Here is a 26,133-nt window from a genome sequence, read left to right as displayed (position 1 = left end):
ACGAGGGGAATTTATGATGAGAGAGTTTGGAACAATATATGAGGCAATCGGTGGTTATGAAACGGTTGAACGACTCGTCAATGCTTTTTATAAACGGGTAGCTCTAAACACGGAACTTATTCCTATATTCCCAGAAGATCTAACCGAAACAGCAAGAAAACAGACGCTATTTCTAACCCAGTTTTTTGGTGGACCTTCATTATATTTGGAAGAACGTGGGCACCCTATGCTAAGAAGAAGGCACTTACCCTTTAAAATCACACCAACAAGACGAGATGCTTGGTTGAAATGCATGGCTGAAGCAATAGTAGAAGCAGAAATAGAGGAGCCCTATCGTACAGCAATTTATGAAAAATTAACAATGACTGCAAACCATATGATGAACACACCAGAATAACAGAAAGGAGAATCGATGTGAGCTGGAATCAAACAGAGCTAAGCTCAACACATGCCAACACATCGGGAAATTACAGCTTTTTTGATGTTCTGCAAAAACCTATAGAGATGTATATTTTCGTTGACCCTCTGTGTCCAGAATGTTGGGCACTGGAGCCCTATATTAAAAAACTTTCTATTGAATATGGTCGTTTTTTCACAGTTCGTCCTATTGTAAGTGGCCATATCAATTCTTTAAATAGAGATCAATTTGATAAACCGAGACGACTTAAAGATATATGGGAAAAGACTGCAAAACGGACTGGAATGAGCTGTGACGGTGATTTATGGATAGATAATCCGATTACTTCACCCTGGGTGGCTTCCATTGCCATTAAAGCAGCTGAATTGCAAGGAAAAAAAGCCGGAAGACAATTCCTTCGTATCATGCAAGAAGAGGCATTTTTGAATAAGCAAAATATATCGGATGAATCAGTTTTGATGAAATGTGCAGAAAGGGCAAATTTAGATACTGTGGAATTCCAAAATGACTTATACTCGACTTCTGCCAAAAAGGCATTTCAATGTGATCTTAAACTTACTCAGGAAATGGAAGTCGATTACATTCCAACAATTGTTTTCTTTAACCAAATGGTAGAAGAACAAGGTATAAAAGTATCTGGATTATATCCGTATGAGATTTATGTACGCATATTGCAAGAGATTCTAAGAATTCACCCAATTCCTTCTGAGAAACCACCACTAGAAGACTTTCTCGCACATTATAATATTGTGGGAAACAAAGAAATTTCTGTCGTTTATGATTGGAGCTTAGCACAAACAGAGAAAGAAATGAAGAAGTTACAATTAAAGCAAATTGTAGAAAGAATTCCGGTTAAATATGGTTACTTTTGGAAATATATTGGAGATAGATAAGACTTAAGCCTTTTAAAGGCTTATTTTTTTGTATCCTTAGATAATTAAAGTGCAAGAATCAAGAAATGGGCCATTTTATAAATATAGAGGATATACGGGGCAGCGTATATCCTCTATGTTCTCTCTTTGTATAAATAAACAAAGGGGGATGGGAGAAAGTTTCATGATTCAAACAAAGGGGTTTTGTTTGTTCTCATCTTACACATTAACTATAACAAGATTTTTTTAAGGTTTCAATAAGTATGTTCACATTTTCACAGAAGTGTCACACTTCTAAACTACGGTTCAAAAACATAAGCATTATTATATGCAACTAAAATAAAAGTGTGATAGGAGGATCTGTTGTGCAAGGCATATTTCCCCTTTTTTTCCTTATTCTAACACTGTTCGCATTCATATTAAATATTCTTGGTTTAATGAACGTAATCCCCCTTTACCTTACTTTGCCCATCCTATTTGTTTGTATCTACTTAACAGTACATTCGTTTACTCACAAGAATGTTTATCGTGGAATGAGATAAAGTGAAGCCTTCCATCAGTGGGGGTTTTTAATCTCCCCCATTGATCGTTAGTTGAACAAATCGGCATGTTAGCGTCCGGTTACTCCCACTCAAAACTACTGTTTCTCTTCATGTTTTGAAGTGTGAGACTTACGGACGGTTACTTCGGTATAAAAAACCGGATGGTTATGACCATCCGGTTTTGTTGTGTAATTAGAATAACAACTATCCGATCCTAGTGGATCCAACATATTGAAGTTGATCCTAGGCGGGACGTTCTCAGTTTAGCTTTCCAGACCAACTGCTCTCATTCTTTTCTATTGCTGTGAAAGGAGTTGTTCCATTTCATTCAGCTTCTCTTCAAATACATCAAGTGCGTCTAAAATTGGCTGTTTGGATGTCATATCCACTCCCGCTTGTTTTAAGACTTCGATAGGATAATCACTGCTCCCCGCTTTTAAGAAGTTAAGGTAACGATCTACTGCTCCTTCTTCTTTTTCTAAAATTTTGTTAGCAAGTGCAGTAGCAGCAGAATAGCCTGTCGCGTATTGATATACATAATAATTGTAATAGAAATGCGGGATACGTGCCCATTCAAGCCCTATCTCTTCATCCGAGACGACTCCATCTCCAAAGTATTTCTTGTTAAGATCATAATAAAGCTCTGTTAACCTTTCAGCTGTTAATGCTTCTCCATTTTGCATCCGTTCATGAATATCATGTTCAAATTCTGCAAACATCGTTTGACGGAAAACAGTACCACGGAAGCCTTCTAGAAAATGATTTAACAGATAAAGCTTTTCCTTTTCGTCCTCCGTTGTTTTTAATAGATAGTCATTAAGTAGTGCTTCATTACAAGTTGAAGCTACTTCTGCAACAAAGATTGAATAGTTTCCATAACGATAAGGTTGATTCTTTCTTGTATGGTAACTATGCACGGAGTGACCAAGCTCATGTGCAAGTGTAAACATATTGTTCACATTATCCTGCCAATTCAACAGAATGTATGGATTGGTACCATAAGCTCCTGAAGAGTATGCTCCACTGCGCTTCCCTTTATTTTCTTCCACGTCAATCCAGCGGTTTTCATAGCCTTCTTTAACAATATTTAGATATTCTTCGCCAAGTGGCTCTAATCCCTCTAACACGACTTTTTGCGCTTTTCCATACGGAAACTCCATATCGACGTCTTGTACAAGAGGTGTGAACAGGTCGTACATGTGAAGTTCATCTAGCTTCATTACCTTTTTACGAAGTGCAGCATAGCGATGTAATAAAGGTAGTTTCTCGTTTACAGCTTCCACAAGGTTATCATATACCTGTTCAGGAATATTATTATTGTCCAAGGCTGCTTCCCGTGCGGATTTATAATTACGAACTTTCGCATAAAAGTTATCCTTTTTAACATTACCACTTAATGTGGAAGCAAAAGTGTTTTTAAACTCTCCGTATTTCCCATACATGGCTTTAAAAGCTTCTTCTCGAACACGGCGATCCTTCGATTCAAGGAAACTTATATAGCGACCATGAGTTAGTTCCACTTCTTCGCCTGCTTCATTCTTGATTAAAGGGAATGTTAAATCTGCATTGTTAAGCATGCCAAAGGTTTGGGAAGCATTTGACATTGGTTCTGAGGCTTCAGCAAGCAATGCTTCTTCCTTTTGACTTAAGACATGAGGGCGTTGTCTTGTAATTTCATCAAGTGTTTTCTTATAGGCTTGCAAATTTTGATTCTCTTCTAAGAAAGTTTCAATCTTCCCTTCTTCCATAGCTAATATTTCTGGTACGATGAAACTCATCTCACTTGATGCTTGCGTTAATACATTTTCCGCTTTTGCATTTAATCCTTGATACCACGAATTGGTAGTGTCTTCGTCATAACGCATATGCGCATATGTATAAAGTTTACCAAGACGTTGAGATAATTTATCCTGTAACTGTAACATGTTATACAAACTGTCAGCAGAATCAGATAATTTACCTTGGTATTCTGCTATTTGTGGAATATCCTTTTGTAGTTTTGCTAACTCTTCATCCCATGCCTGATCTGTTTCGAAAATATCTTCGAGTTTCCATGTTAAGTTCACTGGGACTTCATTACGTTTAGGTAATTCTTTTGTCGATTTTGCCACTAATATTCCTCCTTTTATCTCTCTAACTAGTTATACAACTAAATAGAGGAGCTTCCTATTATAACCCCACTATGTTTAGTATATCGAATTGAAACGGAAAAATGCTCGTATTTTGCTTAGTGTCTCGAAATTATTTTACCAAATTTATCTTATGAACTGTAAAACTAATTCATTATCGGCCTTGATAGCTTCTTCTAATGAGGAATAAAAGGATATAGGACTAATTTTTTGATATTGTTTTGGATAGATTTCTTGAAAATAACCGAGCCGACAAAGGAGCAGCATATATTCTTCAAAGGGGTTATTGAAATGCTTAATGAGAGGAAAGTTAATTTGAGGATGGGGGGAACGTAGCAATGAAGTTATCCTGGTAAGAGAAAGGGTTCCGCCTATTGGAAAAGGTGCCAGTGCCTCTATTACAAGCTTACCTTGCCACTGCCAAAGTGGTTGTTTTAAAAAGTGCTGTGATGATATTGGCATGTGTATGATAGAGGGAAGACGATCTCTGTGTAAACCTTTTTCATAGAGCCATTTATTCCATCTGTGATCAGAACCGAACTGCCTAATCGGTTTTAATCTAAAACGCAATTTTTCTTTTCGCCATAACTTCCATAAATCGCTTGTCTGTAGGTAGCCAAACCGAAAACACTCTAAGAAATCAATGTCTTGAAGCTTGCGAATTTGCAGCAAGCCATGAACAAAGCCGTTACCTATACTATAGAGGTCCATTATCTTTAAAAATTGGTGGGTGTGTGGACAAAAGAAGTAAATTATTGGGGGAAACCCAGAAGAAAATTGGTGAATAAATAACTGTAAAAAAGAATCCATTTTAAAAAGTTGACTCGACTTTCTTTTCAAGAGCTGCTCTCCCATAATCCAGATCGGAGTAATTCCTGCTTTTTCATACCCTTTATTTCGCTCATATATTATACTTGGCGAAATTCGAGCACACTGGTATTCAATAGCGATTGTTTTACTGCCAATCATTAATAAAATATCTGGGCGCTGCTGAATTTCTGGTAGATAGGCTTCTAAACTCACACTTAGTTGCTGCGAGAGTAACCATTCATACAATAGAAGCTTCCCTTTTTCATGATAGACACCTTCACCACCTTCAGAGGCTGCACAGGAAGAAACGTGGTGATGGGCAAAATGCGGTATCACTTTCGTACCTGCTTTCATTATCACCTTACCGCCACAAACTGGACAAGTAAAAGTTTCTTTACCCATTTTAAGTTTTTTAATTTCAGCAGGCATCATGTTGGCAAGTGTAATAAACTCTCCTTCACTTGTTTTAGCCTGAAGCATTCGATTAATCACCTCCTCTCCACCTCTATTCGACAATGCATCAACAATTCCTCCCATTTAAGAAATTATTTTAACAACATTAGTAAGGAAGAGGAATATGGAAGGAGTTTTTTACGTAAACAAAAAGACACTCCGTTTAAGAGTGTCTATGCTATCACTGGAAAATATTCACGTATTTGAGAGAACGTATTTTCTTCAAAAATAATTTTCCCATATTCTTCAAGTAAATGAATCGTTAGCTCAGAGTCTTTACCAAATTCAAATACCTGACTGATAATATCCTCCTGTGCATTCTCATCTAGTAAGTCTTGTGAGAATTCAAGATATAAATAATAAGCATTATCAAAGTGATATAGCGTTTCTTCCGCACTGCCTTCAAAGTTCTCAAAGTAATGACTTAACTGTATAACATCCTCAAAATCTTTGAATTTAACAATGATCCAAAGATTGGCGGCTTCTAACTCCTCATCGCCCTCTTCTTCTGTTGAGTTGTCGCCTAATTCTTCTGTTTTTCCAAACTTTTCTTCAAGCATGTTTTCAATATTTTTATTAACTGGAAAACTACCAGTTCCACTTTCCTCAGAAAGCTGAACATTTTCACCGTTTTTAGACATATTCGCATTAGTTACGATAATCTCTAGGCCTTTTTCCAATGCTTGAACTTGTATCCATAAGGGACCTTCCACATTGAAACCTTCTTTATAATTTACCTCATCCATCATCTGCCAAAAAAGCTGCTCACTACGCTCACGATTATACCAAATTTCTTCTCTCTCAAAACCACGGTCTTCAATGTCCATATAAGAAATATAAAATTTCACCGTATTCTCATTAATTCTTTCTATTTCCATGGATAGTTCTCTCCCTTCTTAGCATAGTTTAGGTGGAAGAGATCGCTTCACCTTAATCTATATAATTGAACCTTGTATTTCTATTACCCAATATAGCCTGTCTCTAACCATTAGCTAATTAACATATCCCTTATACGGTAGGATTAATTCCTACTGCTATTGTATGATACTACATGCTAATTTGGAAATTAATATGCCTATTTATTATAAATAGTTAGTAACATATTTTAAACTATTAATCCTTATTTGTCACGATGCATTTTTTGACAATTGTATAACGTTTTCAAATAACTCCAATACACAATGAAAAACGCGGAATCATTTACATGAACCGCGTTTTTACTATTCATTTTTATTTTAGTATTAGTTAACCATTCGTTGTGCTTCACGTAACTGGAATGTACGCACTGTTCTAGGTAAGAACCTACGAATTTCATCTTCATTATACCCTACTTGCAGACGTTTTTCATCTAAGATTATCGGTCTTCTCAATAATCCTGGGTTCTTCTGAATTAGATTAAACAAATCCTTCATTGGTAATTGATCAATATTAACGTCCAATTTTTGAAAGACTTTTGACCGTGTTGATATGATCTCATCAGTTCCATCTTCCGTCATGCGTAATATTTCCTTGATTTCGTCCAATGATAATGGCTCGGAAAATATATTACGCTCCGTAAACGGGATATCATGTTCTTCTAAACATGCTTTTGCTTTTCTGCAAGATGTACAACTTGGTGAGGTATAAAGTGTTACCATATAAAACTTCACTCCTCATTCTAATATGGGTTGAATTCATTCATAACATTGAACAACTTATTAAATTAAAATAAGTTTAATTAAACCCTTTATGTAAATTATACTACATTTGTCAAGCGAAAGGTAGAGGGTATACGAGAAATTAGGGTTTTTTCATAAATTGTTCAAGAAATGTTTTTTAATTCGTTACTTGTAAGGTACCCCAAAACATTTTTAATTAAACCATTTACATAAAAAATTCTCAATTCGCTCACTAAATATGTAACCGATTACTTTAAAATTCTCAAAATAATTTACGAAAAAGTCTTGCAATTTAACTCTCTTCCTTTTATGATAATTAACATAACTAATCATGTTAGGTTTCCTAACATCAAAAGAAGGATGTGTTTGAAAATGAAAAAAATCGAAACGATTATCCGCCCTGAAAAGTTTCAACCATTACGTAAAGCACTATCTTCTATTGGAATTGGCGGTTTAACTGTTACAGAAGCTGCAGGAACCGGAAAGCAAAAAGGGCAGACGGGTGTCTTTAGGGGGACCACCTTCCAAATTCAATTACTTCCAAAAATCAAGGTGGAAATGATTGTAGAAGATAATCAGCTTGATGAGATTGTATCCATTATCCTTGCAAACTGCAGCACAGGTAACATTGGTGATGGTAAAATCTTTGTTTCTCCAGTTGAAGAGGTAATTCGTATACGGACTGGAGAACGTGGTAACGAAGCAGTTATTTAGTTTTATTTCTAAAAGGAGGATGAATCATGTTAAAGAAAAGTCTTTTATTGTCACCAATCTTATTCTTGATCGCATCACCAGTCTACGCTGCACCAACTAATGAATCTTTACAACTTTCCGTTGACCTTGTTTGGGTTATGATCGCTGCATTTTTAGTGTTTTTTATGCATGCAGGTTTTGCAATGGTGGAATCTGGTTTCACAAGGGCAAAAAACTCATTGAATATTTTAATGAAAAACTTCTTAACTATAAGTCTTGCATCCATTTTATTCTTTGTGGTAGGATATGGACTAATGTTTGGCACGTCTGCAGGATCCATAATCGGCACTGATGGCTTTCTATTAAGCGGTGTGGATGACATTGGATTCTTTGTATTCCAGGCAATGTTTGTTGCGACAAGTGCAACCATCATATCAGGAGCTGTCGCAGAACGTATAAAGCTCGGAAGCTATATTTTATTAGTACTTGCAATGACAAGTGTTATCTATCCCGTGGTCGGACATTGGATTTGGCAGGGTGATGGCTGGTTAACGAACCTTGGATTCAGCGATTTTGCAGGATCCACAGTTGTTCATCTAACTGGGGCTGTTGGGGCATTAACGGTGGTGTTGTTCCTTGGGCCACGCCTTGGAAAATATACAGGTAAGAAAGTAAATGTTATTCCAGGTCACAATATTCCATTAGGAGCTTTGGGTGTATTTATCCTTTGGCTTGGATGGTTCGGATTTAACGGCGGGAGTACACTCGCTGCAGATCCAACATTAGTGCCAATGGTTATTGGCACCACTCTCCTTTCCACATCTGCTGCATTAGTTGCTAGTGCTGCCTATACGAAATTCCGTTTCAAGCGTGTGGATGCATCCCTATCATTAAATGGCGTACTGGCAGGACTTGTAGGCATTACAGCAGGTGCTGCAGAAATTTCACTTGCAGGATCCATACTTGTTGGACTAATTTCCGGTGTTTTACTGGTAGAAGGAATACATTTACTAGATACCAAATTGCGTGTTGACGACCCAGTTGGCGCCATTACAGTACACGGAATTTGCGGTATCTGGGGAACTCTTGCAGTAGGACTATTCTCTACTTCAACTGGACTGTTTTACGGTAATGGCTTCTCCCAAGTAGGGATTCAATTAATAGGGGTACTTGCCGTTATAGCCTGGACAATGTTATCTGTTGGAGCAGTATCCTTTATAATAACCCGCTTCTCCTCGATTCGGGTATCAGAGGAAGAAGAAGTGGCAGGCCTTGATTTTGCTGAGCACGGTTCAAATGCGTACGAATTAAAAGAAACATTACTTACAGACGAGGCTTTGCCATTGAAAAATGGTCTCGGATTGGCGGATCGACTAAACAATCTATCAGTGGGGCGAACGGAAAAAAAATCATCATAGTAAAAAGAGAAAAATACTTTAGAGCATACACAAAGGCGCGAGCGATCATTCGAATATAAATTCGAATCACGCTCGCCTTTTAACTACTTCTGTTATTTATATCTTTAAAAATTAGGTTTACGCCTTTTCAGTTGTTCCCAAACCCTCTAAAATATCATCTCGAGTATTGTCTTCGTCATAGCTTAGTACTTCATCGACCGGTTGATATGCGCGTCCGTAGATTTCTTTATCTTTATACGTATGAATGTCTTCATACATTTTCTTCATTTGTTCAAAAATAACCTCTTCTGTTTCATCGTTTGGAGACCAGAATAATATCTCCATTGGTGTTTCTTCGTTGGTGGCTAAAGAACGACGATTATATCCAATTGATTGTGCATGGGTAAAACCTTCTCGATGATAAAAATGCAGACGCTTTTCAGTATCTGTATCCTCGTAATCTACAGGTTCCACTTCTAAAATAATTGGTTTGTTTTTTTTCTTTAGCTTATCAATCAGTTTATGGCCAATCCCTTGCCCACGTGTTGCTGCAGAAACCCATAAGTAATCAATAAAGAGAAACGAATCAAACTCTGCATACATTAAAACATGCTTAGGGCTTTCGTCTTTATAATAGACATCCCCCTTTTCTTTTAAAAGCATCTCCATATGCTTTTTTGACTTCATCTCTTCTACTGGAAAATACTTGTTTAACTTCTCATACCAATTCATTGATCTACTCCTTATTTTTAGTAGTCCTTATAAGTATAACGAATAATGACGCTTTTGTTAAATTGTTACCATAAAATGTGTGTTTGCTTATATTTTGTCCTTCATCTTTAAAGCCATACTAAAAAGCAGCTCTCTATCAGGAAGAGAGCTGCTTCACCTTATTCTTCATATCCAATTTTGTAGTCTACGTTTTCTGTATAGCTATTACCTGAATTCCATAAAAGAAATTCGTTAATTCCACTTTCATGTAATGCCTTAATTTGAGCCTCAACCTCTGCTTTACCGTACTGCTTGGTAGGACCGCTGTATAGCCATGGTGCTTCAAAGTCTTGGATCCACGGTCGCGATACGGGTGGTTCTTCCAATGCACCCAACACTTCATTTTCAACCTTGGCATACTCTTTAACAAGTTTGTACGGTTCTTTATCAGGAACTTCAATGCCGAAGTAAGAAGTCCAGTGACTTGGGTAAATCATAGAAGATATAACATCAACGTTATCCGAAATCTTAGAGAAATTTTGCCCTATACCAGGTGTTTCTTCAATTGTAGCCGCATAACCGAAAATATCCACGGATACATCCACATCATAGGAAGACATTTCTTCTCTTGCATAGGCTACAAAGTCCGTCACAGCTTGTACACGTTTTTTGATGTTGTTCATGTCTGCATCTTTGTAATCACCTAGTGAGTATTCTAGTTCTTCATCTCGATGTTCAAATCCTTCCGGGAAACGAACATAATCGAATTGAATCTCCTGAAAGCCCATTTCAGCAGCCATTTTGGCAATACCTAAATTATATTCCCATACTTCCTTTTGAAAAGGACTTACAAAGGCCTCTCCCTTATTATTCACCCAAACCTTTCCATTTTCCTGGAAAGACAGGTCTGGTCGCTCTTTCGCTAGAACAGAATCCTTAAATACTACTACCCTCGCAATTGGGTATATTCCTTTCTCCTCAAGCGTTTGCATCATTTCTTCTGGATTATCGATAAAATTCTTGGCAATATCCTCATATGGTGAACCTTCTTCCGGTTTGAAGGTAAGATTTCCGTTATCTTCTTTTACATCAATGACCATTGCATTGAGATCCGTGCTTTCAATCATTTCTAATAAAGATTCAAATCGACTTCCACCAGCTGAATTACCAGTTACATAAAGCCCACGTACTGCATCCGGATATTCGAAATTGTAGCCTGAATCATATGTAAATCGCTTCATGTTCTCAATCTCTAAAGGTTTAATACTCGTTTGCCGTTCCTGATGAGAGCTTACCGTTTCTTCTGCAGCTACAGTGTCTATCGAGAGCACACTAGGCAGTAGGAGCGTCATCATTGCTGTCATTGTCAGTAGTTTTTTCCCCATCCTATCAATCTCCCATTCTTTTATTTAATTCTAGTATAAAGGATTACCCGTTATAATTGGAAGGATTATACTAGAATTTGTCGAAAAGACAGTTGGTAACTATTACCCTAAATAAAAGGTAAAATAACCTCTAAATTTGTTTTCTAATAGGAAAATATAGGAAACAAGGGGAAGCATTGAATTTTAAACTCCAACATTAATAAAGTGAAACTTCAATCAGTGGGGGTTTTCAATATCCCCCACTGATTGTTAGTTGAACGAATCGGGGTGTTAGCGTCCGTTAACCCCACTCAAAACTACTGTTTCTCTTCATGTTTTGAAGTGGGAGTCTTACGGACGGTTGCTCCGGGATAAACGAGGCCAGCATTTTCATATATCAAGAGACAGATCTTTTCAAAAATAACATTTTTACGATATTCAGATTCTCGTTGCAAAAGATCCATTTTTTTCGTTTGATCATAGTGGTATGTTTTCTAATGATCAACCAATAATAAACTGGGTATATAGTTAACGGGAGGGATTAATATGGAATATACACAACACACCGATTCTTCTAAAGAAACGGTTGTTAGTGAATTAGATTCAAAAAAGGTTCAACTTTTTAGAAATCTGAAACTTAAAAGGTTAGATGAGCAGGTTATTGTCATAACTGGCGCCTCCAGTGGCATAGGACTCGTTACAGCCAGGATGGCAGCTGAAAAGGGCGCAAAAATTGTCGTAGCAGCTAGAAATGAACAAGCACTTTCTAAATTAGTAACAGAACTTAGAGAAAAAGGCACTTCTGCTATTTATGTAAAAGCAGATGTCGGAAACGAAGAAGATATTAACAGAATTGCTGAAGCAGCAATAAACGAATTTGGACGTTTCGATACATGGGTCAACAATGCTGGTGTCTCCATATTTGGCCATGCGATGGATGTCGAGATTAAGGATATGAAACGTATGTATGACACCAACTTTTGGAGTGTCGTGTACGGAACAAGAGTTGCTGTGAGGCATTATAAAGAAAGAGGTGTCCCAGGCTCGCTTATAAATATCGGTAGTTTGTTTGGTGACAGAGGAACAGTCATTCAATCAAGCTATGCTTCCAGCAAGTTTGCTGTTCATGGTTGGACGGAAAGCATAAGAATGGAATTAGAAAAAGAGAATGCACCAGTATCTGTAACACTTATTCATCCAGGGAGAATCGATACACCTTATAATGAACATGCTAGAAGTTATCTTGATAAACAGCCTGCCCACAGAGAAATGGTTTATCCTCCTGAAGCTGTTGCAGAAGCTATTCTCTATGCTGCAGAAAATCAAAAGCGGGATATGTATATTGGATCTCAAGCTAAAATCATTGCACTCCTTGGATCTTTTTTCCCTAGGTTTACAGATAAATTCATGGAAGTTTTTCTTTATCCGACCCAGCATGACAACAGGCCATCAAACCCTCGTCAAGAAAGCGCCCTGTATCATGCAGGCTATGGGCTACACGAAAGAGGAACAAACGATGGGTGGATGCGCTCTAGCAGTCTGTACGTAAAAGCGAGCAAACATCCCGTTCTAACATCTCTCATTGCCACAGGGGTTGGGGCATTAATTTTTTCTGCTGGCAGACGAAAAAAATAATGTTGAGCAAGTGAAATTTTTGCTGGAATGCTTTTGTGGATTAATATACTCCCTCCCTATAAGGTGGTTAGATTTTTTAAAGTAAAATCTATTATCGTTATAGGGAGTTTACTTGAGAACAAAACTTGCAATTATTTGTAGGAGTATTTAAAATATTCAGTAAGAACGAAAATAAGTTTATCTTTTGTAAACATACCACTTTATTTATTAAGTCCACCGAACTAACCTTACTTTAGCAAGCCCTCTGGAATAAACCATTACTTTCTATTTTTCTTCCTCTACCCTTTTACTAGATTTCTAAGAACAATTTCTTTTATATCACTATAAAGAATAGGATGTGAACAATGATTCTCAAATTACGTACAGTAACAATGGAACTTAAGATTGTTCGATTATTGAACAAGCGTAAGAAGCTGACCAGCAAGGAAAAACAGCATTTTATTAGTTTACAAAAAGGCTATGAAGGAGAAGTGTTATTTGATACCTATATATCACAACTGAAATGTGACTGTTTTGTATTAAATGATTTGCTATTAGAAATTAATAATACTACCTTCCAAATTGACTCTCTCCTCATAACCCCACAAAGAATTTATCTTTTCGAAGTGAAAAATTATCAAGGTAATTATGTTTACGAATCCGATAAGTTATTTAAAAGACCTCATTTAGAGGTAGTTAACCCCCTCCACCAGTTAAGCCGAAGTGAATCTTTGTTACGTCAGTTACTCCTCAAACTTGGGACGAATCCTCAAATTGATGCCTCCGTTGTTTTTATTAATCCAGCATTCACCTTATATCAGGCTCCTCTAGATAAACCAATAATTTTCCAGACACAAATTTATCATTACATGGAAAAAATAAATCAAGGAGATTCCAAGCTATCAGCGAAACATAGGAAACTCGCAGATCAACTAGTCTCTTTAGATCAGAAAGAATATAAGCAGACACAAATTGAACCTTACGATTATACCCAGTTACAGAAAGGTATTACCTGTTTGAGTTGTTTTTCATTCTCTGTAATTGTTGAGAAGGGAAAATGTATATGCAAGAAGTGCGGCTTTCAAGAAACCGTATCAAGAGCGGTATTAAGATCCGTTGAGGAATTTCATACCCTATTTCCAAGCGAGAAACTTACTACTAATGTTATTCATGATTGGTGTCAGATAGTGCAGTTAAAACAAAGGATCAGAAGAATTTTAGCAAGCAATTATAAGATTATAGGCGTTAATCAATGGACTTACTACACTTAGATTTTGACTAATGAATAGTTGTTTATATGTATGCGTCTTACCGTTCATTGGCATGTTTGGTCGTCCCTGGTTATGACGTGCATTTTGACTGCTCCTCTTCCACCTTTTGCACGTCAGCTACCTTGCGACGGGCATTTCGACTGCTCCTCTTCCATCTTTTGCACATCATCCCCCTTATGACGGGCATTTTGTCTGCTCCTCTTCCACCTTTTGCACGTCATCCCCCTTATGACGGGCATTTCGACTGCTCCTCTTCTCTCTTTTGCACGTCATCTCACTTATGACGTGCATTTCGACTGCTCCTCTTCTCTATTTTGCACGTCATCCCCCTTATGACGGGCATTTCAACTGCTCCTCTTCTCTCTTTTGCACGTCATCTCCTTTATGACGTGCATTTCGACTGCTCCTCTTCCACTTTTTGCACGTCATCTCACTTATGACGTGCATTTCGACTGCTCCTCTTCCACCTTTTGCACGTCAGCTCACTTATGACGTGCATTTTGACTCCTCCTCTTCTCTCTTTTGCACGTCATCCCACTTATGACGTGCATTTTAACTGCTTTTATTAAAGTACATCTTCTCGAAAAGTTTTTAGTTTTCATATTTAACCAAAACTATTGATTTTAGGTTACATCCCCCTTGCATTTAACCCCAAAGCTATATATAATGTTAAAAAACGTATAATATTAGCTACGACAAAGGCGTAGTACAATTACCCACTGATTTATAGAGAGCTTGTGGTTGGTGAAAACAAGCATCAAGGTATATTGGAATTGGACTTTCGAGCTTACTAACAGTTAAAGTGATTCTGTGACAAATTGCAGAATAATAAGGGTGGCACCGCGGTTCATTCGTCCCTGTTTAGAGGGATTAATGGGCTCTTTTTAATGAATTTTTTTTTAAGGAGATAAAATTATGCAAACAATCTTTTCAGGTATCCAGCCAAGCGGAACATTAACTTTAGGTAATTATTTGGGGGCAATTCAACAGTTTGTTCAACTACAAGAAGATCATCACTGTTATTTCTGTATTGTGGATGAGCATGCAATTACCGTACCTCAGGAACGTTTAACATTGCGTAACAATATACGTTCCCTAGCAGCACTATACCTAGCCTCGGGAATTGACCACGAAAAGGCTACACTTTTCGTACAGTCTGAAGTTCCTGCCCATACTCAATTGGGGTGGATGCTACAATCCATAAGCTATATGGGAGAATTGGAGCGAATGACACAATTCAAGGATAAGTCAGATGGGAAAGAGGCTGTCTCTTCCGGGCTGCTCACCTACCCTTCTTTAATGGCAGCGGATATTTTACTTTACAAGACAGATATCGTACCAGTTGGCGATGACCAAAAACAGCATTTAGAGCTTACAAGAAATCTGGCTCAACGATTCAACAATCGTTTTAACGATATCTTTACTATTCCAGAGGTTCGCATTCCAAAAGTTGGGGCACGTATTATGTCACTACAAGAGCCAACAAAAAAAATGAGTAAATCTGATACGAATGAAAAAGGATTTATCTCTATGCTAGACACACCAAAGAAAATAGAAAAGAAAATTAAAAGTGCGGTTACAGATTCGGAAGGAATTGTGAAATTTGATAAAGAAAACAAGCCTGGTGTCTCAAATTTACTAACAATCTATGCTATTTGTTCAGGTAAAAGCATTCCAGAATTAGAAGAAGCTTATGATGGAAAAGGATACGGGGAATTCAAACAAGGTGTAGCTGATGCAGTTGTTGGCCTCCTTCAACCAATCCAGGAGCGATATGAAGAATTGCTCCAATCAGAAGAACTAGACGCCATTTTAGATGAAGGTGCTGAGAAAGCATCCTACACTGCTAACAAAATGGTTGCCAAAGCTAAAAAAGCAATGGGTCTAGGAAGAGTGAAGAAGAAATAAAGGCTCACTACTTGCCCATAATTTAAACTGCACCGTCAATGGGTGCCACCCCCGAAAGTTAGAGTTATAAATCTACTTTCGGGGGTGTTTTTATGGCAATATATGATGAAGAGTTTGAACTGATTTTAATAAAAAAAGACTAAATCACAAGTGATTCAGTCCGAGTTATTCTCCATTATTTTTGCTTAGAAGTGTTCTCTTCTTGCCCATTCTCCACTTCCCAAATCTTTTCTAGGAAAGGTTGGCCTTTAATTAGCTTTCCACAAAGATCTTCATGGGCAATGCTCCAGCCTTTTTTCACGCCAGTGTACAATGCTTCCCACACTTCATCTTCACCCATAAAGCGAATATACGGATACTTTTTGGGGTCCCATTCAGTTAGCCAATAACGTAGTTCTTCTAAATTATTTGTCGTCCTGAGCTGATCAAGTCCCATCATTAACAAATGCTTTAGTTGCCGTTCTTTTCTAGTTAATCCAAAGACAAGTTCTGGGGACATGGAAAGCATATGATATTCTTTTTGGTATGCCTTTGAATCAAATTTATAAGATTGAGGCTTGGAATTCTTTATCATATCGTAAACGAGCTGTTCCTGCCTTGGAATTAGTCTACTTTTGCGAATCGGAATTTCGTACCCAATGGTATCAAACACCAAGATATCTGCACCATCAGAAACAATACAAGCATAGTCCAAGACATTACGCTCCTGTCCTTTACGCACATATGCTCTTTTATATACGGCATCTAACAAAGGACGTGGCAGGTCGTGCATGTCATTTTCAATATAGTGAAATAGTTCTTTTGTTATGTATAGTAATGGCACCTGGTCAAGTAGCTCAATTCCGTCACTCTTGCGCCATTCATGAAAATAACACACATTATAGCCATTCTCTTCGCCTTCAAACCAATTCACCCAAACATCGTGCATATACAACATATACAACCCTCACTTTTAAAACTAAACTTAGAATACATTATGACCATCATGAGGAAATTTATTCTAAACTAGTTAAAGATTAAGAGTTATTTGGGTAGCGATATACAACAAAAGCCATTAATACTAGACCTAAGGGTAAAAAGTAACACTCCAGTCGGCCGGCTATAAAAATGAAATACTCTACCCATGTAATCCCAGCTGGTAAAAAATTCAAGTATGCAATAATTGTAACGCCACCACTTACGGCTAACCCAAAACCTACTAAGAATACAAAGATATAGCCCATCTCATCCCCACCAACTTGTCCAAGCTTTTACATATATATATGCTTGTCCACGTAAAACAATGATATTTACTTGTGGCATGGAGTAAAAAATCTAGTTCTCAGTCGATTCAATTTTCTCTCGGCCGATTCAGCTTTCACGATGCCAAACACCTTAAGATGGTACACATTTGTGGTAAAAACCAACAAAAAAACTGACCGATAGAATCAGTCAGTTTTTAGTTTATTGATATTTTTTAAATACTAATGCAACATTGTGCCCACCAAATCCTAATGAGTTACTCATTACAACATCCACATTCTGTTTCCTTGCTTCGTTTGGCACATAATCAAGGTCACAATCTGGATCTGGGTTCTCGTAATTAATGGTTGCTGGGACAATGCTGTCCGTGATGGATTTTATGGAGATTACCGATTCAATCCCGCCTGCAGCACCCAGTAGATGTCCTGTCATCGATTTTGTTGAAGAAACCGCTACGTTATTTGCATGATCGCCAAGCACTGTTTTAATTGCCTCTGTTTCGAATTTATCATTCAAAGCTGTGCTTGTACCATGGGCATTTATATAATCTACCTGATTTGGAGATAGACCAGCATCGTCCAGAGCCATTTGCATCGCTCTTGCTGCTCCTTCTCCGTGTTCAGCAGGCGCTGTAATATGATAGGCATCTCCAGTTGCTCCATATCCTACGATTTCGCCATAGATATGCGCACCACGTTCTAAAGCTGTTTCAAGTGATTCCAGAATCATAATTCCAGAACCTTCTCCCATTACAAAGCCATCGCGCTCTTTGTCAAATGGACGGCTTGCTTTTTTTGGATCATCATTTAATGACAATGCTTTCGCAGAGGAGAAACCAGCAAATGACATATTGGTGATAGGTGCTTCTGTACCACCAGCAATAATATAATCAACATCACCACGCTGAACAGCCTTAAATGCATCTCCAATTGAGTTGGCGCCTGATGCACATGCTGTAACACTACAAGAATTAATCCCTTTTGCTCCAAGCTGGATGGAAACTTGTCCCGCAGCCATGTCTGGGATCATCATTGGCACGAAAAAGGGACTTACACGTTTTGGTCCTTTTTCCATAAACTTTGTGTGCTGATCTTCCCAAGTCGACATACCACCGATTCCGGAACCAATCCAAACCCCTACACGGTGTGCATTGTCTTCATTTATCTCTAGTTTGGCATCTTCTACAGCCATTTTAGACGCCGCAACTGCGTACTGGGTGAATGGATCCATCTTTCGAGCATCCTTCTTATCCATGTATGCTGTTGGATCGAAATCTTTCACCTCTGCCGCAACCTTCGCCTGAAAATTATCTATATTTACTTTTGTAGCAAGATCAATTCCAGAGTTTCCGGCAACAATATTTTCCCACATTGAGTCTACATTATTTCCCAATGGCGTGATGGCACCAAGACCAGTAATGACTACTCTTTTTTGTTCCATGAAATTACCCTCCTAAACATAATCGTACTAAATTTTAATCATCTATCTATTTCCCCCAGCGTATGGCAACTGCGCCCCATGTTAATCCACCGCCGAAACCTACTAATACAACGATATCATCATCTTTTATCTTACCCTCATTTGCCGCTTCTGCTAAAGCCATTGGTATAGATGCAGCTGAATTATTTCCATATTTTTTAATGGTCGTAGCCATCTTATCTTCCGAAATTCCCAATCGTTCTCGTGCAGCTTCCATTATACGAATATTAGCTTGATGGGGAATAAGGTAATCTACATCTTCTTTTTGAAGTCCTGCTTTATCAATAACATTTACTGTTGATTCAGGCATCTGGCGGACTGCAAATTTGTAGACCTCTCTACCGTTCATCACTAACATATCTTGTTCGTTTTGGTAAAGTTCCTTTCCACCTGCCCCATTAGAACCTAATTCAAATGAAAGAATCCCCTTACCTTCAGAAACTTCTCCCATAACCGCTGCCCCTGCGCCATCTCCGAGAAGCACACAGGTGCTACGATCTTCCCAATTCGTAATTTTGGATAATTTCTCTGCACCGATAACAAGGATCTTTTTATAAGCGTTTGTTTCAATAAATTGTTTAGCTGTAATCATACCATACATGAAACCACTACATGCTGCACTAACATCTAACGCAGCAGCGTTTTTCGCTCCTAGTCTTTCTTGAACCATACAAGATACCGATGGAAATGGAGTATCAGGCGTAACAGTTGCTGTTAAAATTAAATCAATTTCATCTACTGACACATTTGCTTTTTCCAATGCTTGTAATGCGGCAAAGTATGCCATGTCTGATGTATTAATATCATCTTCAGCAAATCGTCTTTCTTCAATTCCAGTTCTTGTTTTAATCCATTCGTCTGTCGTATCCACCAACTTCTCCATGTCTTTATTTGTTACAACTTTGGTTGGTAGATATTGACCCATACCTAATACACCAACACCCATATATACAACTCCTCAAAATGTAGTTTTATTATCAATTCTTATGACTTGGTACTAATTTTAATGCATTTTTCACCTTCTTGCAAGTTTTGTTGAAACCAGAAGCCCTTATGATATCGCAGGTAATGCTTGCTATGTAGTGTATAATTGCGAAGGTTAGTAAACAAGTGCTACGTTACAATTAACGGGCATTCCAACTTATTGTTCATTAGGTAGAAATTCTGTTTCTTTGTATCTTTCTACCGCTTTAGTTAAATATTCTTGGTAATCTTCCGGAACCGCTGAACTATATGGCCCTAATGTAATTACGTCATCTTGAAAATCATAGGTTTGAATTGTACCCTTAAGTTCTCCTTCATTAAATAATTCTGCTGCCAGCCTATAGAGCTTGTCCACGTGCTGTATCGTACTAGTAAGGACATGTCCCCCACCAAATCCAGATTGATCTGATACATACCCAATAGCAAATAAGTCATCCGAAACTGCCTTTTCTATAATCTCTTTACTAAATGCGTCTCCTGTCGGATAGACAACATCAACACCTGTTTGAGTAATCTGATCATATATTTCTTCTGCTGTTTCAGTGTCATTCCAATCATTAATAAAATTCATATTAATTTCAGCACTAGGGTTTTCATATTTTACTCCCTCATAAAACCCTTCAATTTCTGGTTGCCATTCATGTGCAGCAATTATTGCAACATGGTCACTAGTCGTCATTCTTCCAGCTAGCATACCACCAAAAAACCCCATAGAATGGGAATCGAAATTAAGACTTGTTACATTATTGCTAGTATAGCCACCGTTGAAATAAACAAAATGTACATTGGGGTAGCTCCCCGCAATATCCACGAAATATTTACCGTAAATACTACTATGGCCAAATATCAGATTTACACCATCTTGAACAAACTCCTCTACAGCATTCATAATCTCTTGTTCCTCTTTTATATTTTCTTTATAAAAGACATCTACCTTATAGGTATTTCCAATTTCCAACAAACCTGCATACCCTTTGCTCCCCCAAACCTGATCATTTATCGAACCATCCAGAAGCATTCCGACATTTTGAACATTTTTTTCATTCGAGCCACAGCCGGTTAAGACGAAAATAAGTCCTATTACTAGTAAAAGTCTGTATAAAAGGCCTTTATTCATAGGTGTACTCCTATCCCGTTTAAAGTTATTATTAGTTGTATTTTAATATCTCTCGTTGTGAAATTTTATAGAGGGAGTCTTATTGCCGGTTAAGGTTGGATATATTATCATAGTGCAACTTATTTTGCTTATAATGCTGTAATACTTTTTGCAATTTTTCCTCTATAGGTATATTGTCCCGAAGATAGACCGAATTTTCAAGTTTAAACTTTTTGGTCTGTGCAGATCGGTAGGATAGGATGTATAGTTCATCCCGATCTGCTATTACTTTGTTTTTCCATTTTACAAGCTCTTTGATGAAATCTTTAATATATATTGCTTCTTTTTGGAAAAGAGACGAGTCAAATCGAATATACGTGCCAGACCAGTACATACCTTCTTTATTCATTGGCATCCATTCACCAAATAACATTGGGACGTGAATGGCAGTATGATTCCTTTCCGTTACTTGCTGGCAATTTTCATTCAGGACATAGGTATGTAGCGTGTTGGAAAACAGCTTGGCATCATAATCAGCAAATATATATGCAGCTTTATATTTTGTGTCAAGATTATAAGAACTATAGTTACTGTTTCTACCAAAGAATAAGGTAAGCTCATTAGATTCTTGCTCAATTTCTTTGCCATGGACCTCATAACCGAGTTCTAATAGATGCTCGACCATGTGGTATCCTATCCAATGATTACTCGGATACACTAAATACGTCATACGATAACCTCCTCAAGGTAGCTATTTATAAGAAATAGCTTTTCATTTATTCATGATTTTGATAAAATATATATAAAATGTACGAAATATGCTTTTTAAAAAACGAGGTGTAAATAATGCGTTACATATGGACAATTATTTGGGCTTTCTTAATTAGTGCAGCTCTCTCCTATGTTCTTTCCAGCATGGGTGGCGGACAATTTGATTTAACGGGGACACTTGTGTTTGGTGCTATTTTGTCAGTATTTGTTTTTCTATTTGGTGAAGTTGTATTAAAGGTAGATAAAAGCAACAGTCACTAATGATTTGGAAAGAGAGACCCTTGCCTCATGCAAAATGGGCAAGGGTTTTGTTGTTTACAATTTTGTTTAATACCACGGAAGAATACTTAACGCCGTTAGGGCTGCAAGTGGTAGTACAAGTCTTCTAAAACGTGGCCGTCCATATCCATACCCGTATCCAAATCCTGGACCATACCCATATCCAGGATAACCGCCGTATCCATAGCCAAACTGGCGGTAGTCATCCGACGATTCATGGTGTTGATAGGCAGGCATTTGTTGTTGGTCATTGGAATCCAGCGGTACTGCAAAATATACATACTCGTCATCAAGACCGGTAATAATTCCATCTACATTTGTACCATCTACCATTTCGGCTAACACATAAGCATGCATATGTTTTTTACATAAGTCGTATATATGGTTTTGATTATGATTCATTTTAACAACCTCCTCACACCCTAGACTATTCACAAGCGTCTAGGTATGTGACTAGGAGTAATTTAATTTAGTAAAACGTATTTTTAAGGAGGAAATGAAAAACATGACAGAACTATGGACGTTAATTAAATATTTTATATTGGGTTTATTTCAAGGGTTTACGGAACCAATTCCCATTTCATCTAGTGGGCACATCGTTATTTTAAAAAATTTATTTAACCTTGAAATTAAAGGATTATCCTTTGAGATACTTGTCAACTTTGGTTCACTCATTGCTGTTCTTTTAATTTTTCGGCACGATATAATTCGACTTATAAAGAATGGTGTTATTTACATAACCAAACGAGAAGAAAAGGCAAAAGGTGACTTCCAGTTTATCCTCTTTCTTATCATTGCAACGATTCCAACAGGTATCCTTGGGTTATTGTTTGAAGATATCATTAGCGAAACGCTTAGTAAGCCAATCGTTGTAGGTTATACTTTACTCCTTACAGGTGCTGCTTTATGGGTTATTCGTAATCTGCGAGGACGAAAAAATGATGGTGATATACGGGTTAAAGATGCGCTTATCGTAGGGTTTGCCCAAGCTGTAGCACTAGTTCCAGGAATCAGCCGATCTGGTGCAACGATTGTAGCAGCAATGCTTGTAGGAATGAAGCAGGAAACAGCACTTCGCTTTTCTTTCTTGCTATATATTCCAGTAAGCTTAGGGATTACAATGATGTCCTTCACAAAAATCATCAATGACCCTGACTTTGATGCAATGGCAATACCATATCTAATCGCTTTTATGGCTTCCATTGTTGCTTCTTTCTATGCATTGAAGTGGTTTATCAATATTATGGCAAAAGGTAATTTAAAATACTTTGCTTTCTATTGCTTCATAGTAGGTATTTTGGTTATATTGTTTATTTAAAACATAAAACCTGCACACTCTCTATTCATGAGAATGTGCAGGTTTTTTTAGCGTTTTCTTTTATTTCTTTTGCCATTAAGATTCAGAAATTCTGTGTCTTCCGAGATCTCGACATCATCACGTTCTTTTTTCGGTGTTGTATCGTATTTAAGAGCATTTCGCTGTCTGCCCTTGTCTTTATTTTTGTTTTTATTTTCTTCAGACATACTATAACCTCCCAGAAGCGTTATAAGTGTAGTATGCCCACAAATTTGACTACTATTAAAAACACCCCATAAAAAGGCAGCCTTAGTAGCTACTTTTTATGGGGTATTGTTCGTCAATCAATCAGGGATTCCCAATGCAATTTTAGCATAGCGGGACATTCTTTCTTTGCCCCAAGGTGGGTTCCATACAATATTGACATTAATGTCTTTCACTTCTGGAATGTCGGATAATGCCGCACGCACATCCTGCTCGATATGTCCGGCAAGAGGACAACCCATTGCTGTAAGTGTCATTGTTACGGTAGCTAGTCCTTCTTCATTAAGTTCTACATCATATATCAATCCAAGATTAACAATGTCGATGCCTAACTCAGGGTCAATAACATTTTCCAAGGCACCCATCATGTTTTCTTTTAACGCTTCATCCATACCCTTACCTCCTTATCACTTTCTATCTACATTTAAACATATTTTCACCATTTTTTAAATCATAAAGAAAAGCATAGAGCACCCGATGCTAAGGAACACCGACTAAAAACGACCCGTCCTGGGTCAACGTCGGTATGACCCCAATCCTTTATACTATGTAGTAAGGTATAAGACAATTAAATATGTTTATGTAGCCATTCGACTGCTTCTAAAGTGGCGTAACGACTTACTTTGTGCCCACGGTTCTCTTCTCGTACAAAATGGACATTGTCCTGATTCTCATAAAGTTTTTTTGCATCTTGATAAAAAGAATAGGAATGGTCAAACGGTACTGCAGGATCGTTCACACCATGCCAAAAGAATAACGGCCGTTGTTTTAGTTTTTCTGGTTGAAGGGATAAATCGAAATGATTCAGCTGGTGATAAAGCTGATTAATGGTCTCGTCCGTAACAGGAAGATCACCCTTTTTCTTTAATCCTTCAATTAGGCTTTTGGCGAAAATACCCAGCTTTGGTGATCCCATAAGGATAGCCGCAGTTTTAATCCATGGATACTGTGTTAACGCAGCTGATGTCGTAATTCCACCCATACTTGTACCCGCAACGCCGATTCGCCCGTCTAAAATAAGATTTCTTTCATCTAAGCTTTTTTTTATCATGCCCAGTTCCTTTACGTTTTCCATTACAATATCCCAAAAAGATACCATTCTAGCCATGGAGTTAATTCCTTGCTCACGACTACCATGGTGCATGCTGTCAGGAAGAATGACTCGAAACCCCTTTTCCGCAAGCATATAAGCTATAGGAAGGTTGTGCTCTTTTGCGCTTGTGAAACCATGAAAAAAGACGGCCGTTGGCAATGCTTCCGTTTCTTTTGCTGTGTCTGCTATAATTAGGGAAGGTATATCATTAAGCTTATCTTCAATAATACCGATCATCGTTCCATGTCTCCTTACTGTGTTTTATAATTTTATTCTACGCCCCCCATTACGATGATTGCAACTAATGTATACCCTATCCCTTTACAGAAAATAAAATCACTTATAAACTAAAGACAGACGAGGTGAAATAATTGGAAAATAAACGATATTTAATAGCTTTGGATTTAGATGGAACCCTACTTACAGACAAAAAAGAAATTAGTGTGCAAACCAAGCAAACGGTGTTAACTGCCATGGAGGAAGGTCATATTGTAGTCATTTCTACTGGGCGGCCACATCGCGCAAGCATTTCTTACTACCATGAACTTGGGCTGAATACCCCAATGGTTAACTTTAATGGTGCTTTAATTCACCACCCCACAGATGCTAAATGGGATGCACTTCATAGCCCTATGCCTATCCGCACCGCACATAAGATTATTGATGCCTGCTATGAATTAGATGTACATAATATACTTGCAGAGGTAAAAGACGATGTTTATCTTGATAGTTATAATCAAGATATTATCGATATTTTTCAATCATCAAAAAATGATTCACCCTTTACGATTGGAAACCTACAACAAAATTTAAAAGAAGATCCAACCTCTTTGCTAATTCATCCCAAAGAATCCCATATTAAAGAACTCAGAAACCATTTGAATGACTACCATGCTGAGTTAATTGAACACCGTAAATGGGGTGCACCATGGAATATTATTGAAATCGTAAAAAAAGGGATGAATAAAGCAGTAGGATTACAAAAAATAGCTCATTATTATGATATCCCGCAAGACAGAGTGATCGCCTTTGGGGATGAAGATAACGATTTCGAAATGATTGAATATGCTGGAATTGGTGTAGCAATGGGTAATGCAATTGATGAGTTAAAAAACATTGCCAATCATGTAACGAAAACAAATGAAACAGAAGGGATTGGCGAATTTTTGAAGGACTATTTAAAACTTGAGGTAAAACCGGTTTAAATTTCCTACTATATAAATATCAATAAGAACCATACTAGTAGTGAGCGTATAACCAACGTTCACTTTTTTACTTCCTGATAAGCGTAGGTATTACAAAGTTTTTCTAAGGAGGCACTACCATGGGAAAACGGAGTAAATCAAAGCGATTCAGCCATCAGAGTGCTGATTCAGTAAAAAAGCATGCTGAACGATTTCCTTACCGTTCTACTTTTTCCGAGGCGGAAAGAAAGCAAGATGAAGCAGACAATCACACTGTAGGAGGGTTTTAAGTTGGAAAACAACCTATTTCAACAAGCTAAAGATGCTGTTGCCAATATGATGAACATGCAAGGGAATTCTACAAGTGCTCAAGATAAGCAAGCTGCACAAAATGCTATCCAAGCTGCATATAATGAAGCGAGTCCTGAGGAAAAGCAGCAACTTCAACAATTGGAGAATCAATTGAAGCAGCATAATCAATTACAGTAGTTCTGTTTTATTGTGAAGGTAATCCCCGATTCATTTGTTGATGAAAAGGATTTACTTTAAGCAATGCTTCTAACGGGACGGAATACTTCCACCTCACTTTACAAGCAGACTGCCT

28 protein-coding genes and 1 other annotated feature are annotated in these 26,133 nt (G+C 37.6%); of the genes, 12 read left to right on the top strand and 16 right to left on the bottom strand.

The annotated features are described in order from the left end of the window. Nucleotides 1-16: 16 nt before the first annotated feature. Nucleotides 17-397 (top strand): globin domain-containing protein, encoded by a 381-nt coding sequence (locus BN985_RS15855; protein WP_042224651.1) that lies wholly within the window; start codon nucleotides 17-19, stop codon nucleotides 395-397. A gap of 17 nt (nucleotides 398-414) precedes the next feature. Next, a complete protein-coding gene (locus BN985_RS15850) occupies nucleotides 415-1,311 on the top strand; it encodes a ClpXP adapter SpxH family protein (RefSeq protein ID WP_042224649.1) in 897 nt (298 codons plus the stop codon). A gap of 817 nt (nucleotides 1,312-2,128) precedes the next feature. On the opposite strand, the gene pepF is transcribed toward BN985_RS15850, so the two are convergent. The 4 genes from pepF to spxA all read right to left on the bottom strand — a co-directional run bounded on the left by pepF (nucleotide 2,129) and on the right by spxA (nucleotide 6,861). Then, nucleotides 2,129-3,943: an oligoendopeptidase F gene (pepF, locus tag BN985_RS15845; protein ID WP_042224647.1), complete on the bottom strand. Its 1,815-nt coding sequence runs from the start codon at nucleotides 3,941-3,943 to the stop codon at nucleotides 2,129-2,131. A gap of 144 nt (nucleotides 3,944-4,087) precedes the next feature. Further along, the gene (locus BN985_RS15840; protein ID WP_176463543.1) at nucleotides 4,088-5,263 is read right to left on the bottom strand and encodes a competence protein CoiA; all 1,176 of its coding nucleotides are present in this window, start codon (nucleotides 5,261-5,263) and stop codon (nucleotides 4,088-4,090) included. 134 nt (nucleotides 5,264-5,397) lie between these two features. After that, the gene (gene mecA / locus BN985_RS15835; RefSeq protein ID WP_042224645.1) at nucleotides 5,398-6,102 is read right to left on the bottom strand and encodes an adaptor protein MecA; all 705 of its coding nucleotides are present in this window, start codon (nucleotides 6,100-6,102) and stop codon (nucleotides 5,398-5,400) included. 363 nt (nucleotides 6,103-6,465) lie between these two features. Then, a complete protein-coding gene (gene spxA, locus BN985_RS15830; protein ID WP_042224644.1) occupies nucleotides 6,466-6,861 on the bottom strand; it encodes a transcriptional regulator SpxA in 396 nt (131 codons plus the stop codon). Between the two features lie 393 nt (nucleotides 6,862-7,254). On the opposite strand from spxA, the gene BN985_RS15825 reads away from it, so the two are divergent. Both BN985_RS15825 and BN985_RS15820 read left to right on the top strand, forming a co-directional pair. Then, nucleotides 7,255-7,596 (top strand): P-II family nitrogen regulator, encoded by a 342-nt coding sequence (locus BN985_RS15825; protein ID WP_042224643.1) that lies wholly within the window; start codon nucleotides 7,255-7,257, stop codon nucleotides 7,594-7,596. A 26-nt stretch (nucleotides 7,597-7,622) separates the two neighbouring features. Then, nucleotides 7,623-8,993, top strand: coding sequence for an ammonium transporter (locus BN985_RS15820; protein WP_042224642.1), 1,371 nt, complete (start codon nucleotides 7,623-7,625; stop codon nucleotides 8,991-8,993). A 117-nt stretch (nucleotides 8,994-9,110) separates the two neighbouring features. Here the strand turns inward: BN985_RS15820 and BN985_RS15815 are convergent, their stop codons facing one another. Both BN985_RS15815 and BN985_RS15810 read right to left on the bottom strand, forming a co-directional pair. Beyond that, complete coding sequence (locus BN985_RS15815; protein ID WP_042224641.1) at nucleotides 9,111-9,704, bottom strand: GNAT family N-acetyltransferase; 594 nt, start codon at nucleotides 9,702-9,704, stop codon at nucleotides 9,111-9,113. A 158-nt stretch (nucleotides 9,705-9,862) separates the two neighbouring features. After that, nucleotides 9,863-11,068: a putative glycoside hydrolase gene (locus tag BN985_RS15810; RefSeq protein ID WP_042224639.1), complete on the bottom strand. Its 1,206-nt coding sequence runs from the start codon at nucleotides 11,066-11,068 to the stop codon at nucleotides 9,863-9,865. A 525-nt stretch (nucleotides 11,069-11,593) separates the two neighbouring features. Here BN985_RS15810 and BN985_RS15805 point away from each other — a divergent pair. The 3 genes from BN985_RS15805 (at nucleotide 11,594) to trpS (ending at nucleotide 15,840) form a co-directional block, all read left to right on the top strand. Further along, on the top strand, nucleotides 11,594-12,682 hold the full coding sequence (locus tag BN985_RS15805; protein WP_042224637.1) for an SDR family oxidoreductase: 1,089 nt from the start codon (nucleotides 11,594-11,596) through the stop codon (nucleotides 12,680-12,682). Nucleotides 12,683-13,026: 344 nt separating this feature from the next. Continuing rightward, nucleotides 13,027-13,932: a nuclease-related domain-containing protein gene (locus BN985_RS15800; protein ID WP_042224635.1), complete on the top strand. Its 906-nt coding sequence runs from the start codon at nucleotides 13,027-13,029 to the stop codon at nucleotides 13,930-13,932. Between the two features lie 683 nt (nucleotides 13,933-14,615). Beyond that, nucleotides 14,616-14,794, top strand: a binding site (T-box leader). 53 nt (nucleotides 14,795-14,847) lie between these two features. Next, nucleotides 14,848-15,840, top strand: coding sequence for a tryptophan--tRNA ligase (trpS, locus tag BN985_RS15795; protein ID WP_042224633.1), 993 nt, complete (start codon nucleotides 14,848-14,850; stop codon nucleotides 15,838-15,840). 175 nt (nucleotides 15,841-16,015) lie between these two features. Here trpS and BN985_RS15790 read toward each other — a convergent pair whose 3' ends face one another. The 6 genes from BN985_RS15790 to BN985_RS15765 form a co-directional block, all read right to left on the bottom strand. After that, complete coding sequence (locus BN985_RS15790) at nucleotides 16,016-16,777, bottom strand: YjbA family protein (protein ID WP_042224631.1); 762 nt, start codon at nucleotides 16,775-16,777, stop codon at nucleotides 16,016-16,018. Between the two features lie 79 nt (nucleotides 16,778-16,856). Further along, complete coding sequence (locus BN985_RS15785) at nucleotides 16,857-17,063, bottom strand: hypothetical protein (RefSeq protein WP_042224629.1); 207 nt, start codon at nucleotides 17,061-17,063, stop codon at nucleotides 16,857-16,859. A gap of 220 nt (nucleotides 17,064-17,283) precedes the next feature. Beyond that, the gene (fabF, locus tag BN985_RS15780; RefSeq protein WP_042224627.1) at nucleotides 17,284-18,522 is read right to left on the bottom strand and encodes a beta-ketoacyl-ACP synthase II; all 1,239 of its coding nucleotides are present in this window, start codon (nucleotides 18,520-18,522) and stop codon (nucleotides 17,284-17,286) included. A gap of 46 nt (nucleotides 18,523-18,568) precedes the next feature. After that, nucleotides 18,569-19,507 (bottom strand): beta-ketoacyl-ACP synthase III, encoded by a 939-nt coding sequence (locus tag BN985_RS15775; protein WP_042224626.1) that lies wholly within the window; start codon nucleotides 19,505-19,507, stop codon nucleotides 18,569-18,571. Between the two features lie 195 nt (nucleotides 19,508-19,702). Next, nucleotides 19,703-20,662 carry a BMP family ABC transporter substrate-binding protein gene (locus tag BN985_RS15770; RefSeq protein ID WP_042224623.1) on the bottom strand — a complete coding sequence of 320 codons (960 nt, stop codon included), beginning with the start codon at nucleotides 20,660-20,662 and terminating at the stop codon, nucleotides 19,703-19,705. A 79-nt stretch (nucleotides 20,663-20,741) separates the two neighbouring features. After that, nucleotides 20,742-21,371 (bottom strand): hypothetical protein, encoded by a 630-nt coding sequence (locus BN985_RS15765; protein ID WP_042224621.1) that lies wholly within the window; start codon nucleotides 21,369-21,371, stop codon nucleotides 20,742-20,744. Between the two features lie 116 nt (nucleotides 21,372-21,487). Between BN985_RS15765 and BN985_RS15760 the strand changes: the two genes are divergently transcribed. Then, a complete protein-coding gene (locus tag BN985_RS15760; RefSeq protein ID WP_042224620.1) occupies nucleotides 21,488-21,673 on the top strand; it encodes a YjzD family protein in 186 nt (61 codons plus the stop codon). 66 nt (nucleotides 21,674-21,739) lie between these two features. Here BN985_RS15760 and BN985_RS15755 read toward each other — a convergent pair whose 3' ends face one another. Next, entirely contained in the window at nucleotides 21,740-22,093 is a 354-nt protein-coding gene (locus BN985_RS15755; RefSeq protein WP_042224619.1) for a hypothetical protein, read from the bottom strand. Nucleotides 22,094-22,196: 103 nt separating this feature from the next. On the opposite strand from BN985_RS15755, the gene BN985_RS15750 reads away from it, so the two are divergent. Next, on the top strand, nucleotides 22,197-23,009 hold the full coding sequence (locus BN985_RS15750) for an undecaprenyl-diphosphate phosphatase (protein ID WP_042224617.1): 813 nt from the start codon (nucleotides 22,197-22,199) through the stop codon (nucleotides 23,007-23,009). Between the two features lie 47 nt (nucleotides 23,010-23,056). On the opposite strand, the gene BN985_RS19255 is transcribed toward BN985_RS15750, so the two are convergent. The 3 genes from BN985_RS19255 to BN985_RS15740 form a co-directional block, all read right to left on the bottom strand. After that, nucleotides 23,057-23,215 (bottom strand): hypothetical protein, encoded by a 159-nt coding sequence (locus tag BN985_RS19255; RefSeq protein ID WP_176463544.1) that lies wholly within the window; start codon nucleotides 23,213-23,215, stop codon nucleotides 23,057-23,059. 117 nt (nucleotides 23,216-23,332) lie between these two features. After that, the gene (locus tag BN985_RS15745; protein WP_036573941.1) at nucleotides 23,333-23,644 is read right to left on the bottom strand and encodes a metal-sulfur cluster assembly factor; all 312 of its coding nucleotides are present in this window, start codon (nucleotides 23,642-23,644) and stop codon (nucleotides 23,333-23,335) included. A gap of 176 nt (nucleotides 23,645-23,820) precedes the next feature. Further along, a complete protein-coding gene (locus tag BN985_RS15740) occupies nucleotides 23,821-24,582 on the bottom strand; it encodes a prolyl oligopeptidase family serine peptidase (RefSeq protein ID WP_042224615.1) in 762 nt (253 codons plus the stop codon). A gap of 134 nt (nucleotides 24,583-24,716) precedes the next feature. Between BN985_RS15740 and BN985_RS15735 the strand changes: the two genes are divergently transcribed. From BN985_RS15735 to BN985_RS15730, 3 genes are all read left to right on the top strand, one after another. Beyond that, on the top strand, nucleotides 24,717-25,550 hold the full coding sequence (locus BN985_RS15735) for a Cof-type HAD-IIB family hydrolase (RefSeq protein ID WP_042224614.1): 834 nt from the start codon (nucleotides 24,717-24,719) through the stop codon (nucleotides 25,548-25,550). A gap of 119 nt (nucleotides 25,551-25,669) precedes the next feature. Further along, nucleotides 25,670-25,819, top strand: coding sequence for a hypothetical protein (locus tag BN985_RS19250; protein WP_176463545.1), 150 nt, complete (start codon nucleotides 25,670-25,672; stop codon nucleotides 25,817-25,819). 1 nt (nucleotide 25,820) lies between these two features. Beyond that, complete coding sequence (locus BN985_RS15730; RefSeq protein WP_042224613.1) at nucleotides 25,821-26,018, top strand: DUF3813 family protein; 198 nt, start codon at nucleotides 25,821-25,823, stop codon at nucleotides 26,016-26,018. Nucleotides 26,019-26,133: the final 115 nt, after the last annotated feature.

This window comes from Oceanobacillus manasiensis (genome assembly GCF_000724085.1).
GTDB classification, from domain to species: Bacteria; Bacillota; Bacilli; order Bacillales; family Amphibacillaceae; genus Oceanobacillus_B; species Oceanobacillus_B manasiensis.
The sequence above is the reverse complement of the archived record's forward strand: the minus strand, read 5'-3'. Positions and strand labels throughout refer to the sequence as shown.

Excerpts from the sequence above, each read along its gene's own strand:
- BN985_RS15855 (WP_042224651.1), top strand. The coding sequence starts at position 17 with ATGAGAGAGTTTGGAACAATATATGAGGCAATCGGTGGTTATGAAACG.
- mecA (WP_042224645.1), bottom strand. The coding sequence starts at position 6,102 with ATGGAAATAGAAAGAATTAATGAGAATACGGTGAAATTTTATATTTCT.
- spxA (WP_042224644.1), bottom strand. The coding sequence starts at position 6,861 with ATGGTAACACTTTATACCTCACCAAGTTGTACATCTTGCAGAAAAGCA.
- BN985_RS15825 (WP_042224643.1), top strand. The coding sequence starts at position 7,255 with ATGAAAAAAATCGAAACGATTATCCGCCCTGAAAAGTTTCAACCATTA.
- BN985_RS15820 (WP_042224642.1), top strand. The coding sequence starts at position 7,623 with ATGTTAAAGAAAAGTCTTTTATTGTCACCAATCTTATTCTTGATCGCA.
- BN985_RS15815 (WP_042224641.1), bottom strand. The coding sequence starts at position 9,704 with ATGAATTGGTATGAGAAGTTAAACAAGTATTTTCCAGTAGAAGAGATG.
- BN985_RS15810 (WP_042224639.1), bottom strand. The coding sequence starts at position 11,068 with ATGGGGAAAAAACTACTGACAATGACAGCAATGATGACGCTCCTACTG.
- BN985_RS15805 (WP_042224637.1), top strand. The coding sequence starts at position 11,594 with ATGGAATATACACAACACACCGATTCTTCTAAAGAAACGGTTGTTAGT.
- BN985_RS15800 (WP_042224635.1), top strand. The coding sequence starts at position 13,027 with ATGATTCTCAAATTACGTACAGTAACAATGGAACTTAAGATTGTTCGA.
- trpS (WP_042224633.1), top strand. The coding sequence starts at position 14,848 with ATGCAAACAATCTTTTCAGGTATCCAGCCAAGCGGAACATTAACTTTA.
- BN985_RS15790 (WP_042224631.1), bottom strand. The coding sequence starts at position 16,777 with ATGTTGTATATGCACGATGTTTGGGTGAATTGGTTTGAAGGCGAAGAG.
- BN985_RS15785 (WP_042224629.1), bottom strand. The coding sequence starts at position 17,063 with ATGGGCTATATCTTTGTATTCTTAGTAGGTTTTGGGTTAGCCGTAAGT.
- fabF (WP_042224627.1), bottom strand. The coding sequence starts at position 18,522 with ATGGAACAAAAAAGAGTAGTCATTACTGGTCTTGGTGCCATCACGCCA.
- BN985_RS15775 (WP_042224626.1), bottom strand. The coding sequence starts at position 19,507 with ATGGGTGTTGGTGTATTAGGTATGGGTCAATATCTACCAACCAAAGTT.
- BN985_RS15770 (WP_042224623.1), bottom strand. The coding sequence starts at position 20,662 with ATGAATAAAGGCCTTTTATACAGACTTTTACTAGTAATAGGACTTATT.
- BN985_RS15765 (WP_042224621.1), bottom strand. The coding sequence starts at position 21,371 with ATGACGTATTTAGTGTATCCGAGTAATCATTGGATAGGATACCACATG.
- BN985_RS15760 (WP_042224620.1), top strand. The coding sequence starts at position 21,488 with ATGCGTTACATATGGACAATTATTTGGGCTTTCTTAATTAGTGCAGCT.
- BN985_RS15755 (WP_042224619.1), bottom strand. The coding sequence starts at position 22,093 with ATGAATCATAATCAAAACCATATATACGACTTATGTAAAAAACATATG.
- BN985_RS15750 (WP_042224617.1), top strand. The coding sequence starts at position 22,197 with ATGACAGAACTATGGACGTTAATTAAATATTTTATATTGGGTTTATTT.
- BN985_RS19255 (WP_176463544.1), bottom strand. The coding sequence starts at position 23,215 with ATGTCTGAAGAAAATAAAAACAAAAATAAAGACAAGGGCAGACAGCGA.
- BN985_RS15745 (WP_036573941.1), bottom strand. The coding sequence starts at position 23,644 with ATGGATGAAGCGTTAAAAGAAAACATGATGGGTGCCTTGGAAAATGTT.
- BN985_RS15740 (WP_042224615.1), bottom strand. The coding sequence starts at position 24,582 with ATGATCGGTATTATTGAAGATAAGCTTAATGATATACCTTCCCTAATT.
- BN985_RS19250 (WP_176463545.1), top strand. The coding sequence starts at position 25,670 with ATGGGAAAACGGAGTAAATCAAAGCGATTCAGCCATCAGAGTGCTGAT.